At 68.4% G+C, this 13,499-nt stretch carries 11 protein-coding genes; 4 read left to right on the top strand and 7 right to left on the bottom strand.

The genetic code is table 11. The features are described from left to right. Window positions 1–598: 598 nt before the first annotated feature. Window positions 599–3,124 carry a helicase associated domain-containing protein gene (locus AC07BS_RS34815; protein WP_478935547.1) on the top strand — a complete coding sequence of 842 codons (2,526 nt, stop codon included), beginning with the start codon at window positions 599–601 and terminating at the stop codon, window positions 3,122–3,124. A gap of 765 nt (window positions 3,125–3,889) precedes the next feature. Further along, window positions 3,890–4,873, top strand: a complete 984-nt coding sequence (locus AC07BS_RS34810) for a hypothetical protein (protein WP_478935545.1) — start codon at window positions 3,890–3,892, stop codon at window positions 4,871–4,873. 488 nt (window positions 4,874–5,361) lie between these two features. Here AC07BS_RS34810 and AC07BS_RS34805 read toward each other — a convergent pair whose 3' ends face one another. The 6 genes from AC07BS_RS34805 to AC07BS_RS34780 form a co-directional block, all read right to left on the bottom strand. Beyond that, on the bottom strand, window positions 5,362–5,934 hold the full coding sequence (locus AC07BS_RS34805; RefSeq protein WP_478935544.1) for a transcriptional regulator: 573 nt from the start codon (window positions 5,932–5,934) through the stop codon (window positions 5,362–5,364). Continuing rightward, window positions 5,934–7,700: a helix-turn-helix domain-containing protein gene (locus AC07BS_RS34800; RefSeq protein ID WP_478935543.1), complete on the bottom strand. Its 1,767-nt coding sequence runs from the start codon at window positions 7,698–7,700 to the stop codon at window positions 5,934–5,936. Before AC07BS_RS34800 ends, AC07BS_RS34805 begins: the two co-directional genes overlap by 1 nt. Beyond that, window positions 7,697–7,987 (bottom strand): helix-turn-helix domain-containing protein, encoded by a 291-nt coding sequence (locus AC07BS_RS34795; RefSeq protein WP_478650636.1) that lies wholly within the window; start codon window positions 7,985–7,987, stop codon window positions 7,697–7,699. Before AC07BS_RS34795 ends, AC07BS_RS34800 begins: the two co-directional genes overlap by 4 nt. A 414-nt stretch (window positions 7,988–8,401) precedes the next feature. Further along, window positions 8,402–9,385, bottom strand: coding sequence for an oxidoreductase (locus tag AC07BS_RS34790; protein WP_478935542.1), 984 nt, complete (start codon window positions 9,383–9,385; stop codon window positions 8,402–8,404). Further along, window positions 9,382–9,708 carry a TetR-like C-terminal domain-containing protein gene (locus AC07BS_RS34785; RefSeq protein WP_478935540.1) on the bottom strand — a complete coding sequence of 109 codons (327 nt, stop codon included), beginning with the start codon at window positions 9,706–9,708 and terminating at the stop codon, window positions 9,382–9,384. Before AC07BS_RS34785 ends, AC07BS_RS34790 begins: the two co-directional genes overlap by 4 nt. A gap of 536 nt (window positions 9,709–10,244) precedes the next feature. Continuing rightward, the gene (locus AC07BS_RS34780) at window positions 10,245–10,607 is read right to left on the bottom strand and encodes a hypothetical protein (RefSeq protein ID WP_478935538.1); all 363 of its coding nucleotides are present in this window, start codon (window positions 10,605–10,607) and stop codon (window positions 10,245–10,247) included. A 112-nt stretch (window positions 10,608–10,719) separates the two neighbouring features. Between AC07BS_RS34780 and AC07BS_RS34775 the strand changes: the two genes are divergently transcribed. Together AC07BS_RS34775 and AC07BS_RS34770 are read left to right on the top strand one after the other, a co-directional pair. Then, a complete protein-coding gene (locus AC07BS_RS34775) occupies window positions 10,720–11,190 on the top strand; it encodes a hypothetical protein (protein ID WP_478935537.1) in 471 nt (156 codons plus the stop codon). Between the two features lie 189 nt (window positions 11,191–11,379). Further along, window positions 11,380–11,673 carry a helicase associated domain-containing protein gene (locus tag AC07BS_RS34770; protein ID WP_478935535.1) on the top strand — a complete coding sequence of 98 codons (294 nt, stop codon included), beginning with the start codon at window positions 11,380–11,382 and terminating at the stop codon, window positions 11,671–11,673. A 655-nt stretch (window positions 11,674–12,328) separates the two neighbouring features. Here AC07BS_RS34770 and AC07BS_RS34765 read toward each other — a convergent pair. Beyond that, the gene (locus tag AC07BS_RS34765) at window positions 12,329–12,628 is read right to left on the bottom strand and encodes a DUF6342 family protein (RefSeq protein WP_478650913.1); all 300 of its coding nucleotides are present in this window, start codon (window positions 12,626–12,628) and stop codon (window positions 12,329–12,331) included. Window positions 12,629–13,499 lie beyond the last annotated feature (871 nt).

Genomic DNA, 13,499 nt, shown 5'->3' with positions numbered 1-13,499 from the left:
AAAGAAGAAAAAACACCCTCAAGTCTTATGGCCAGTGATTGGAGTTCAGCTGTGTGTTTTTCCGATCTGCAGACACGACGCGCCGCCGCTACGCGGCGGAAGACAACAACGCACTCCGTGCGTTGTTCCGGGACTCCGTCCCGGGAATCCGGTCCACTCCGTGGCCCGGGAGGCCAACTCCGTTGGCCTCGGGCTCGGATCGCTCCGCGATCCGGCCTGACGGAACGCGCTCCGCACGTTCCTTGGGCTGGCAAGGGGGATGATGCCAGGGGTGATGGGATGTCAGGGAGTTTGCTGAGGCGGGGTTAGGTGAAGTGGTGGTCGGCCTTTCGTCATGACGGTCTCCTGGGTGGGGCGATGGGCGGGCCAGGGTGCTTCGGAAAGGCTGGGTGCGTCATTCTGTCTGGCCCGCTACCTTATGGAGAGACGAGCGGTCCCCGCTGCGGATTCCGGGTGACCGGGCAGGGCGTCCTGACTCAGCCGGAAACCTGTTCCTGAAAAGCTGAACTACTCGGATATTCAGCTCCCGTGTTTCTGGCACAACTGAATTCAAGTGGACTCGAAAATACTTCAGACAGAACAGCGAAGGGAAATTGGTATGCCGGGGAAAGAGCTGTTCCCGCATCAGGTGGAAGCCGTCGACGCCATCCTCCGCGTTCTGCAGACACCCGCCAATGGGCACATGCCGGCCGAGGGGCTGCGGACCCAGGTCATCGCCGCGACCGGCTCGGGCAAGACACTGATCGCCACCGAGACCGCCCGGAAACTGGGGGCGCAGCGCGTGCTGGTTCTGGTGCCGACTTTGGATCTGCTGACGCAGATTGCGGCTGCCTGGCGGGAGGACGGCCGTGCGGGGGCGATGATCGGGGTGTGCTCATTGCGTGCCGGTGACTTCGGTGGCGTGCCGTGTACGACGGATCCGGCCGAGCTGGTGGGGTGGGGGCGGGGGCTGGAGCGGGTGACGGTGTTCGCCACTTACGCCGCCGTCGGCCTTGGTGTTCTCCAGCGCGCTCACGCCCAGGGCCTGGGTGTGTGGGATCTGATGGTGGTGGACGAGGCGCACCGGACCAGTGGGGATGCGGGCAAGCCGTGGGCGGCCGTGCATGACCAGGCCAAGATCCCGGCGGCCCGCCGCCTCTACATGACCGCCACGGCCCGCGTCTGGGAAGCGGCTGGTGGCGGTCGGGACGAGGAGCCGCGCCTGATCGCGAGCATGGACCCCGACTCTCCGGTCTTCGGGCCTGTGGCGTTCAAGCTAACCCTGTCCGAGGCCGTCAGCCGCGGACTCGTGGCGCCCTATCAGGTCGTGTGTGCCGACATCAGCGACCCCGAACTCCACGAGGCGCACCAAGTTGCCGGCCCCGGAGCAGACGCGGTGCGCGGGGCGCGGCTGGCGGCGCTGCAGGCCGGGGTCCTGACCGCGGCGGCACAGGAGGGGCTGCGAAAGATGCTGGCCTTCCACAGCAAGGTCAGCGAGGCCGAGGCCATGGCCGCCGGAGTCGTCGGCGCCGCGCGGCGGCTCTGGCAGGACGACCCTCGCCGGTTCCCAGCCCCGGAAGGGGTCTGGGCCGACTGGCTGTGCGGCGGGCACGCACCTGGCCACCGGCGGGCCGTGCTGGATGAGTTCGCCTCCGACGTCATCGAGGACCAGGAGCGTGACAGCGGCGGGCCGCGCCTGCGGCCGGCTGCCCTGCGCGTCCTCAGCTCCGTGAGGGTGCTCGGCGAAGGGGTCGATACAGCGAATTGTGATTCCGTCGCTTTCTGCGACGCCAGGGGGTCGGTGATCGATATCGTGCAAATGGTCGGCCGCGCCCTGCGCATGAAGCCCGGCGAGGGGAAAATCGCTTCGCTCATCGTCCCGGTATTCCTCGCGCCGGGGGAAACCCCGGACGAAATACTGACCTCAACAGCCTACGAAACCCTCGCGAAGATCCTCGAAGCACTCCGCGCACACGACACCGACACCATCGAAGCCCTCGCCGACCCCCGGCGGCGCAGCGGCAGTTCCGAGCCCGAGGAGGCCGGTGAAGACGGTCAGAAACGGCCGGAGGGCGAGCGAGGGCCGAGTGCGCCCGCGCGGGAACTGCTGAAGTTCAGCACGCCGAGGGATCCGGCGCTGCTGGCGCGGTTCGTGAGGCTGCGGGTGATCGAGCCCGAGAACGCCTTCTGGCGGCGTGGGATCGAGGCGAGCGTGCGGTATGTGAAGAAGACCGGCGCGGAGCAGTTGCGGGTGCCGTACGACTTCGTCACGCCGCCGGAGTGGTCGCCGGCCGGGTTCCCGCTGGGGACGTGGCTGGCGGACCAGCGGCGCTTCAACAAGGCCGGACGCCTGACCGCAGATCGGGTCGCCGAGCTGGACAGGCTCGGGATGGTCTGGTCCCACCAGGACATCGCGTTTGAGGAAGGGCTCGCTGCCGCACGGGCCTGGGCTGCTGTCCACGGGCACTTCCTGCCGCCCGCTACCGCCGTCTGGGACGGGTACCCGGTCGGGACCTGGGCGAAGAACCAGCGCACCGCAGCCCGGCTCGCGGACACCATCGCCGAACGCCGCCAGGCCGGCCTCCCCGTCGAATCCAGCGCCAAAGCGCTCACCCAGGCACGACGCGAGGCGCTGGACGAGATCGACCCGGGCTGGTGCCCGGTATGGGACACCGGGTGGCAACGCTGCTTCCGCCTCGCACAAGCCCATGTCCAGGACGGCGGGACGGTGCCGACAGCGGCAGGCAAGGTGATCGTGCAGGGCGAAGACCTCGGCCGCTGGGCCTGGGCATGCCGCCACGGCTGGGACAGCCTCGCACCCGCCCAGCAGTGGATGCTCGAGAACGTCCTCGGCCTCACCCCGGCCGAAGAACACGAACGGCCCGTGAAACGCACACAGGAAGACAAATGGGCCCTCAACCTCCGCGCAGCACGCCAATATCACGCCCGCGAAGGCCACCTCAACGTGCCCCGGAAGCATGTCGAGCACCTGGGACCAGAAGGCAGGCCGACAGGCCGTCAGGGCGGCGCTGAGGGGCCTGTGGCCATCAAGCTCGGCATGGTGCTCGACAACATCAGGAAACGGGCCGACAAGCTCACTGCACAACGCCGCGCGGACCTCGACACCCTCGGCATGCGCTGGTGAAGCGAGGGCCGGGGGGCGACAGGCGGGTCACAGGCGGCGTTCTGCCTATGACCAGATGATGATTCCGCCGTCCTCGGCCCTGGCGCCCTGTTCGGCAAGCGGGCCGAGGTGGGGACGGTTTTCCTCGCACTCGGTGAGGAAATCAGGGGGGCTGCGGCGGTGCTCCGGCCGTGCCCGTGTCGCTGTGCGGCGAGGCCGGCGCTGGTGCAGTACTCGTAAGCGCCTGGCGAGCCGCCGTGGTCCGGGGGGCTCGGTGGTTCGCGTATCGTCCGGGCCGGGGCAGGGGGCTCCCACTGGGCACCGGCTCTCTCGAGCGCGTACCGGTAGCCTTTGCCGCTGCCTGCGCCCCGTGAATCCAAAGCGAGATCGTTTTAGTGCCTTGGAATTGAAGACTCCGGGGCGCAGTGGCGCCTATGAAACCATCAGAACTGACACCGTGTCTGGCCTGCGGGCAGTGGTGTCGTCGGCAACTGCTCCGTCTTCGCCCGCGGGTACGAGGTGGACGGCTTGTCCGGCAGCGACGGCCGCGATGCCGGACAGGGGCGGATGACGGCCACGAGCGGGGTCCGCCGAAGCATGGCCGGATGCCGCCACGGTGACCACTTCACCGTATGAAGACGAAGTCGCTCCCCGGCCCATCCAGCCTGGAGCCGAAAGTGCCCAGAGCTCTTGATGGTCGCTCTTATCTTTCTCTGAGAACGTTCCTTTAGCGTCTCGTGCATGATGACGCAACGTGGTGCAGTCGGATCTGTTGTCCTCACGGCCGTGGCTTTGACGACCGCCGTGGGAGTGGCCGCGGCGGCTCCCGCCCCTGGCAAGGCCGCCGCGCCGGTGTCCCACGGCAAGGTGACGGACAATCTGTATATGTCGCTCGGCGCATTCGAGGATGCCGTGTCCGGCGAGGACCCGAAGGTCAAAGCCATGATCGACCGTAAGGACATCGGCGGCGTACAGGTGGTGGCGCCCTGGAAGGCCCTTGAGGGGAAGAGGGGGGAGTACACGTGGTCGCGGCTGGACAATGCCCTGAAGTATCTCCAGGAACGCCACAAGAAACTGTTCGTCCAGGTTCAGGACCGGTTCTTCGATGTGGCCATGAAGGACGCCAACGTTCCCCAGTATGTGAAGGACGCGGGCGGCCTCGCGCCGACGGTCGATGAGAACCCTGACAACCCCACCACCCACGGGGCCATGGCCGCGCAGTGGAACAAGGAGGTGCGAGCGGACTTCCAGGCCATGCTGAAGGCGATGGCCAAGAAGTTCGACGGCAAGCTCGCCGGGGTGAACCTCCCGGAGACCGCAGTCGAGGTGGACACCAAGACGGACCGGACCAAGTACACCTCGAGGTCCTACATCGATGCCGAGATCGACAACATGCGCTACGGCAGCAAGGTCTTCACCAAGACGCAGTTCATCCAGTACATCAACTTCCTGCCGGATGACGACGACCACCAGCGCATGAAGGAGATGTTCGACCTCGCCCGGGACAAGAAGATCGGCATCGGAGGACCGGACACCCTGCCCGACCGGAAGTACCAGATGGAGAACTCCTACAAGTTCCTCCACGACTACAAGGACGCCCTTCCCCTCGTCGCGATGGCCGTCCAGGAACCGGACATCAACGCCAAGGACCCCAAGACCGGTAAGCCGTTCACCCGTGAACGGTTCACGGACTTCGCCCACGACTACCTCGGTGCGCGCCAGATGTTCTGGACCACCGAAGCGGACTGGCTGCACAAGCCCGCGGCATGACACGCGCACGAGTGCGGCCGCTCAGGCCCGTGTGAGTGACCGGGCGCTCCCGGGGCCGCGGCACAGCCTCGCGATGTGATCACCGCATGGCCGGCGGTATGGCGCGGCCGGGGCCACTCCCGGACTCCAAGCGGCCCCGGCCGCTCTCCTTCGCGGAGGGCGGCCGGGGCCTGCTGTGGAATAGCGGCGCGGGCCGGTACCCGGGGGCGTACGGGGGCGGGTGGGTGCTATGCCGTGTGTGGCGGGGTGTCCGGCGCAGCGGTGTCCGGTCGGCAGGCTCTCGTCGGTCATGTCATCCGCCGGCGCCACGGGCAGGGCCGATCCGGGATCATCGGGCCGCGTCGCCGGTGCGGACTTCTCGCACTCCGTGCCAGCTCCTCGCCCTGGCGTCCGGCTGCGAAGCCGTGACCAGCACGTTCTTAAGGCATGGCATCCGCTTGGCTACGGACCTGAGAAAGTGACACGGAATCTGGGAATCTGCAGGTCCTCTAGGCGGCGAAGCCGACGTTGGTGACGTACTCGTACTGGCCCCATTGCGAGCCGAGGTCGACGATCGTGTCGTCCCAGGCCGCGTCCAGGCCCTGGTAGTCGCCGGCCGCCCAGGAGCTGACGATGCGGTCCCAGCGGCGTACGTTCATCGACCGGTACTCCACCACGCGCTGCAAGGGCCGTGGTACCTGGGACTGGTCCAGGGGGTGGATCTCCACCCGGGTGCCGCGTCCCTCACGGTTGAGGCGCTTGAGGAGGTGGCGGGCGACGTTGTGCCGGCGCACCGCCCGGTAGGCGGTGTCGATCCTGGCCAGGTTGGTCCTCGACGGCGCCTGCTTGCCCTCCAGCCATGCCTTGAGCGTCCGGTCGGTGACCGTCAGCCCGGCCTCTTTCGCGGCCTGGCGGGTCCTGCCCGACGTCGTCAGGTAGTGCAGGCGCGCCATCCAGCCGCGCTTGACGGTGACCGGGGTGGTGATACCGCCGGCGAGCTCGTCGAGCTTGCGCGCGACCGCGTCGCTGCCCTTGATGCCCCGGGCCCCGAACTTCCCGAAGTCGATGTTCTTCTCCGGCATTACTCCCCCTCTGCCTCCTCGTCCGTCTCAGGGTGCTCGGTGTGCTCGGTGTGCTCGGTGGCGTCGGTCCCGGCGGTGTAGGTGTCCTTGACCTTCACCTCGGTAACGCCCCTGCCTTCAGGGAAGACACTGCGCCAGTCGCCGATGACGTGGAGTTCGTCGGTGCCCATCGCCCGGACGACGGTCAGGCCCTCGTCGTGGGCCTTGAGCGCCTTCAGCCACAGGTTCGCGAACGCCTGCGAACGGATGATGTGCATCCAGTCCGGCCGGTAGAGCTCCCGGTTGTAGTTGGACTCCCCCATGGTGGAGACGAACTTGCTGTACATGGCCTTCACGTATTCCAGCGTGACCTCGTCGCCGTCGGCGATCGCGGTGTCGCGGGCGTCCTTCAGGGCGATACGGAACTTCTCCAGGAGGTTCTCGGTGGCGCCGGAGGTGTAGGACTCGTGGATCTGCGGGGGCGCGCACAGAGCGTACTTCGGGCCGGAGAGGCGCAGCAGGAGGCGCAGGGTGGGCTCGGTCACCCACAGGGGGCCTGGTTCGTCGCGCTGGCCGATCGGGTTGGGCAGGGTCTGCTCGTGTTCCCAGGGGGGCGGGGTGATCAGGTGCACGCCGGCGCGGCGGCGGTCATGAGGGAGGCCGGCGGAGTGCTCGAGCTGGCCGAGGGGGAGGTGGGTTTTGAGGGCGGAGAGGTAGGCACCGTTGATGTCGAGGGCGGTGACCTGGTGCCGGCCGCGTGGCAGCTCATGGCGGGTCCACTTGGGGCGGGCCTCCCAGATCTGGTCGGCGCCGCGGGCCGTTTGTTTCTTGAGGATGTCCGGGATCCAGGGGTGGGCGATCACGTCGTAACGGGCACCCTTACGGGTCTCGTCCAACAAGCGCATCGCATCCGGGATCGCCCGCTTCAGCAGAGCCGCGGTGGCAGCCTCCACATCGCCGTGGTGCTCGGCGAGCGCGGCCCTGACCGCCTGGTGGATCAGGTCGACCGGTCCGGACGGCTCCTGGAACGCCCGCCCGCGCGGGGCCGGGCCCTGAGAACGCTCGGAGGGACGCGGCGTCGCACGCGATGCGCGCGCCGCCGGCTTCCCGGCCGGGGCGGCCTTGGGCTGGGCGGGCGGCGCGGCGGGCTGGGCGACGACAAGGGCAGGTTCGGGCGCAGCTGGGGCAGGTACGGGCCCAGTTGTCGAGGTCCCGGCCATGACGGGCCGTGCGGGCGTCGCGGTGATGATGCTCTGGCAGTCGGCCGGGTCCAGGTGCTGGGCGAAGCCCGCCACCCGGGTGGTGGCCGAATGCCCGCACAGCACACACGGCTCGGGCACGGCGAGGACCTCCACCTCGTCACCGTCACCGTCGCCGCCGGCCTCCTCCGGCACCCGGGAAGCCGCAGGAATCCGGGCCGCGGCAGGGGGCTGCGGCTGTGCCGCTACCGGCTCGACGGCACACAGCGTGGCCTGGACCGTGCCGGTGGCAGGCGGCGCGGACTGAGCCGTGCCGATAGCAGGCGGCGGGGACTGAGCCGTGTCGGTGGCGTATTTGGCCGCCAGCCCGTCCAGCAGGTAGGCGTACTTGGTTCGGGTCTCTCCGGCCGGCTCCCGTCCGCCTTCCCACGCGGTGACCGTGCCCGGGCTCACGCCCAGTGCCCGGGCCACCTGCGCTTTGGACAACCGGGCCCGCTCCCGCAGCTCCCGCCGCTTCTCAGGCTCCGGGAGCTCGACCTGCGGGCCGACGCCCGCGAGCAGCGAGTCGATCGCATCGAACACACTCACCGGACCGCTCCCTGTCCCGTGCCAGCGTGGGCGATGCGACGCCGGGCGACAGGCAGCGTCTCGCAGGCCCGCGTCGGGCCCGCCAGCAGATCCAGCGCAGCGATCCCGTAGTGCTCGGCCAGGACATCGACGTCACGCAAGGTCCACGAGGTCGCCCCGGACTGCCGGCGCGAGACCTGCGTCTGCGTCAGCCCGAGCACCGCGGCGATCACCCTCTGCGAGTCGCCCGTGGCCTGCATCAACGCAGCCACCGTCAGCCGGAGTGACTCCTCCAGACTCAAACCCATGGCCCCACCATACTCGAAAATCATGCAAATAACGCATCAGAGTTCGGCATTGGAGCCCTGAAATGCACGGAGCGCCTGACCTTCAGCCTGGGCGGGATACCGGGTCCCGGAACCCGCCCAGGCCCGGCGGCCAGCAGGCCTGGCCCCGCCCGCGCACACGCCGGCGGCCCACACGTCAGGCCTCCCGCACTGACCGGCGGGCTTCCCGCACTGACCGACGGGCCTCCCGCTGACCTCACCGGTCTACGAAACCCTGGTAAAGGTCCTCGGAGCGCTCCGCGCGCACGACACCGACACCGTCAAAGCCCTCGCCGACCCCCGCGTGCGCAGCGGAAGCCACCAGCCGCCCGCCCGGCACACCTCCTCCACCACCCGCCCGCTCAGACAGACACACCCCGGACACACGAAATCGGGTCACGGTGACGCTGTTGGCGTGAGGCCTGCGGCACCGTGCGGGCCGGCCGGCCGGATGGCGAAGTCGTAGCGGACTCCAGTGAGCCGCTCCGACAGGTCCCACAGACAGCGGGCGGACTCGGGATCGGTGGCGGATTCGGCCGGCCGGACAAGGGTGGGGTGGCCCTTGGCCTCGTTACGCCCGTCGGGTCCGATGAACTGACCGCCCTGGGCATGCGGGGAAGCGGCCGCGTAGAGCTGGTTGAGCGCGCCCGTCGCGACGTCCTGCGCGACGTAGCGGTTGGTGACCTTCAAGATCGCCTTGAGCAGCCCGGTCGGTCCGGAGGACTGGAGGTTGGTGGCCGAGTAGCCGGGATGGGCCAGGAGGCTGAGAACCGGGACGGCGCTCGCCCGCAGCCGCCGGTCCAGCTCCAGGCCGAACAGCACGTTGGCGAACTTGGACTGGGCGTAGAACCCGCGCGGCGAGTAGGAGCGTTGGCCGTCGAGGTCGTCGAAGTGGATGGCGCCGTTCTTGTGCAGGGTCGAGGAGATGGTCACCACGCGTGGATCACGGCCGGCCCGCAGCCGCTCCAGCAGCAGACCGGTCAGCGCGAAGTGCCCCAGGTGGTTGGTACCGAACTGGGACTCGAACCCCTGCTTGGTGAGGGAACGGGGCGGCATCATGACCCCCGCGTTGTTGACCAGTACGTCCACAGGTGTCTCGAGGCCGCCGGCGAACGCATGGACCGAGTCCAGGTCGGCCAGGTCCAGGGAGCGTAATTCCACGACGGAGCCGGGAAGCTCGCCCCGAAGCCTGTCCAGCACGGCCCTGCCCTTGTCCGCGTTTCGTGCGGTGAGGACGACGCGGGCGCCGTGGCGGGCGAGCTCTCGCGCGCTGACGTAGCCCAGGCCGCTGTTGGCACCGGTCACCACGACCGTCCGGCCCCTCTGGTCCGGGATGTCGTCGGCCGTCCACCGGCCGGAAACAGTGAGAGCAGTGATCATCGAACGGCTCCATCCGGTCGCTGCGGGGTACGGAGAAGGTCCTCGACGCTCGCCGCCAGCAACCGGTGCAGGTGGGCGCGGTCGACGGGAAGCTTGCGGATGGCATGCAGGGCGGCAAGGCCGTGCGCGGTGGCCCAGATACGGGCGACGCGGTCGTCGTAGGGATCCGTGGTCCCCAAGGCATCCGCGACCACAGCGCCGACCGCATCGCCCTCGGTGACGGTCTCGGCGGCCGGCACGTGAACACCGCCAAGGCCGTACATCACCTGATAGAGGTCCGGTTCGTCGAGCGCGAAGTCCAGATAAGCGGCCGCTGCGGCCACAAGCGACCCCTGCGAGGCGGAACCGGTGCACCCCGCCACCACCTAGCACCCGCCCCCAAAGGACCGGAGAACCACAAGGCCCACAACCCGGTACGGCAACCGGCCGGCAAGCGGAGAGCACAGCGACCAGGGCGGGATCGCAGAAGCCACCGCACACACGGCCGGAACCGCAGACCACCGTTCCACGAAAACCCGGCCACCACCCAGACGTACCACGAAGAGCACCGGACACTGTGCGCACGCGGACCGCCACAGCGCCGGACCGGCCGACCAGGCAGTGGCCACCCAGCCTTCGCCACCGTCCCCCTCCACACGAGGCCACCAAGAGCGCGGGCTCCCGCACCGCCAGGCTCGCCATGGCGTCCGAGTCTGCCGAGTCTGCCCGGACCTGCTGGCGTGCCGCCAACGAAGGCCCGCCTTGCCCCCTCGGTCCGCGCCGGAGCCGGCTTCACGTACGGGCCGCTGGCCGAACGCGACCAGGCGCAGGCGGCATGACCGGGTAAGCCAACACCGCGCCGCACCGCCCGGCCCGTCCGCTACACCGGCGCCCGGGCACTCAAGGCCAGAATGAGCCAGTCATACGCCAGCGCCAGGGACTTTGTTGGTGCCGGCCAGCCGTCGATCACTGCGAACAGCCGCACACACCACTCCCCGCACAGGGCGTTCGCGAACTCCAGCCAGCCCAGCAACCGACGCCGAAGGCCGGAGTCATCGGGGCAGCCCAGGACGTGCACGTACTGAGCCAAGACCACCTCGATGACCCGGCCGGCCTGGGGTGAATCCGGGGTGACGCCGGCTGCCAGGGCCGGACCCACCTGGTCAAGAACCACTGCGGCGGGGTCGCGGCGCAGGCGTGCAGTGCCGCCCTGAGCACGGTCGGCCGCATAGTGCCCAGCCATGCGCCGCACGCAGATACAGAAGTCCGGGTCCTGGGACAGCCCAGCAGCCCGACCCACGCCTCCACCCGCCCCGGCTCAAGGGCTGTCAGAAAGCTCAGGAGTCATCGAGCGCGTGATCCCCGCAAAATTCGGGGTCGGCATCCAGGCCGCCGAAGACAGTACCGAGGAAAACGTCGACCAGGCGACGGCGTTGTCCTCGGAAAGCTTGGCCAGTTTGTGCATGAGACCCATCTCCTCGCGGGTGGACCCGCGCTTGGCCACCGCCGTCAGCACCGCGCCGCAGGCGCAGCGTCCGGATCTGTACCGCCAGAGCTTCGGCAAACGCCGCAGCGACCTCGGGCAGCGAGATCTCCCAATCGACGACCTTCCGGACCGTGGGCAGACCCAGTCCCAGAACGAGCAGCGTCCGCACAAGGCCCAAACATGCGACAGCGTCGATGTCGTACAGGCGGAAGCCAACCGAACCACGGGCAGTCGGCAGCACGACCCCACAGCCGGAACAGAACCGAATAACCTCCACCACCAGACCGGAGCGCTGACGGACAAGCGGCGCAAGCAACCGCAGAACATCAACCCACCCTGATGCCCAGCCTGGTGCCCGGCCTCGCCGGTGGAATAGCAGCGCGCCTTCCCTCTCGTCCGCCTCCACCTCGAGACCGACCGCCCACCGCCAACCAAACCCGGCAACGCCACACACCAAAACAAGGACCCCGGCCGATAGACAGGCCCAGTCCGCCTCAGCTGGGACAACCTCACCACCGTCCAGCAGTGGATGTGCGAGCAGGTCCCCGGAATCGAGCCTGCGACCGAGGACGAGAAGCCACCCGCACGCCGTACGCAGGCCGACAAGTGGGCGATGAACTACGAGGCCACCAAGCAGTTCTACGAGCGCGAGGGACACCTGCGGGTGCCGAGGAAGCACGTCGAACGGATCGTCGTCGGCGAGGACCAGGAGGAGCGGGAGCTCCGGCTCGGGGCGTGGATCGGGAACCAACGCAGCCGCACCGCGACGCTGTCTCCGGAGCGGTTCGAGCAGCTGTCCCAGGTCAGGATGTGGTGGTCGTGATGGGCATCGCCGACACCACCGCCACAGCGCGGGCGCGCCGCCTCCAGCGCCCTGCTGCTCGCCCGCCTTCAGCAGTCGGCCTCCCCCGCACCGCAGGAGGCCCCGGTGGAGGAACCGGCCCGGGCTCCGGCGCTGGACGCAAAGGACGTCCTGGCGGTGGCGGAGCGATTCCCGTAGGCCGTGGCCGCGCCGGGCGAGCGCCACTGGCCGGACGGGGAGTTCCTGGACGTCGTCCTGAGCGCAGTGCGCACCGAGGAACGAGAGGGGTACATCCAGCGCCTGGAGGTGTTCGTAAAGCAGCACCGCTCCCCGCTTGGAGGAGATGCTGCGGGCGTATGGGCCGGGCAGTAGACCCGCTCGCACGGCCGATACGCACTGATCGGGCAGCCCAAGACCCTGGCCGTCCTGGAGCGGATGGAGATCAACCCGTTCGGTCTGCGCGGCCAGTGGGAGATGAGATGGAGGCCACCCTGATGGATGACCTCGAGTTCGCGTCGGGGCCGCGCATCCGCCTCAGCCGGTGAGCAGCCGAGAACGAGCAGCGGGGCCGGGCAGCGTGATCCTGTCCGGCCCTGCTGTCGTCGGTCAGCCGAAGTCGAGCGTCTCTCCAGGATCCCTGCCTTGGTCATGGCGGGGTCAGTCCAGAAGGAGTGTCCTAGTAGCGGAGGTCCTTCTGTTCGGTGATCAGGCGGCCGGCGATGTGGAGGTTGCCGTCGGAGTCGAGCACCGCGATGATCTTTTTCGTGGAGCCGTGGTAGGTGGTGAAGTAGATCTTGTCCGCCTCCTGCGAGGTGGAGCGGTTCGTGTTCACGGACAGCTCGATGCTCACCGGGGAGCTGATGAGAACGTCCTTCTTCGGCGAGGTCGGGTAGACCTGGTTCTGCCGCAGCTGAATGCGGCCGTGAGTCTCTCCCTCCGCCCAGTCCGTTGCCACCCCGAGATCGATGTCAGCCATGCGAATCCCCCTCCAGATCCGATGAAAGAGCTTTCGGTCCGGGCCGCCACAGGACGTCCCGAACCGCCCCAGAACCTATACAGACCGTTCACGGGAGTCACTAACCGTTGCACGCATGGCTGGTTTTCCACCCAGGAAAGGAATGCCAGAAAAGCACCGTGACAGAACCCCGGCCCCCGGCTTCTTCAGGCCGTGCGTCGGCCGTGACGGGCCTACCGCCAGCGCACGCAGTCATCAACCGTCGGCCGGCTCGGCGAGCATGGCGGTGAGCTGGTCCCTCCAGGCAGGCATACAGCGCAGCCTGGGCGACCGTGGGTGCCACGCACGCGTCACCACGGTAGATCTTGGTATCGACATCGGTGAAGGCAACCAACTGCAGGACGTTCTCCTCCCTCTCGCCCGACCAATATTCCGGACATCTGGGCCCCCTCCGCATCCGCCAGTCGCCCCTGGTTGTGCCGCTGAGCGACCGGTTCGACGACGTGGCGCGGTGTGCGCCGTCGCTTCCCGGCCGTTGCGCCCCATGTGCCGTGGCTGTGGGAGTGGGGTTCGAAAGAGACTTCGGCTGGAGGTGAATCCTTTTCGGATCTCCCTGCCTCTTGTCTGTGTACCGGCCGAACGGACCGGCAGAACCGAAAGGAACCACCAATGATGGTCACCAGCCTCGTAGTGATCGGAGCCCTGCTCGTGGGCGCGTGCAGCCAGCACCTGATGCGGCGCTACAGGAGCCGAAGCTGACCAGCACTTCGCCTGTAGGGCGCCTTCCGGGTAGGAGTCTTAGACCGTGTCCTATATGGCTGTTGTCCGTTGGTGTGGGCATGGGGAGCGGGCGGTGGGGCTGGATTGTTCCTGGCGGTTTGTGGCCGTTGGT

The sequence above is a fragment of the Streptomyces sp. NPDC044063 genome, assembly GCF_056434285.1.
This window is presented reverse-complemented; position numbering and strand designations above follow the sequence as displayed.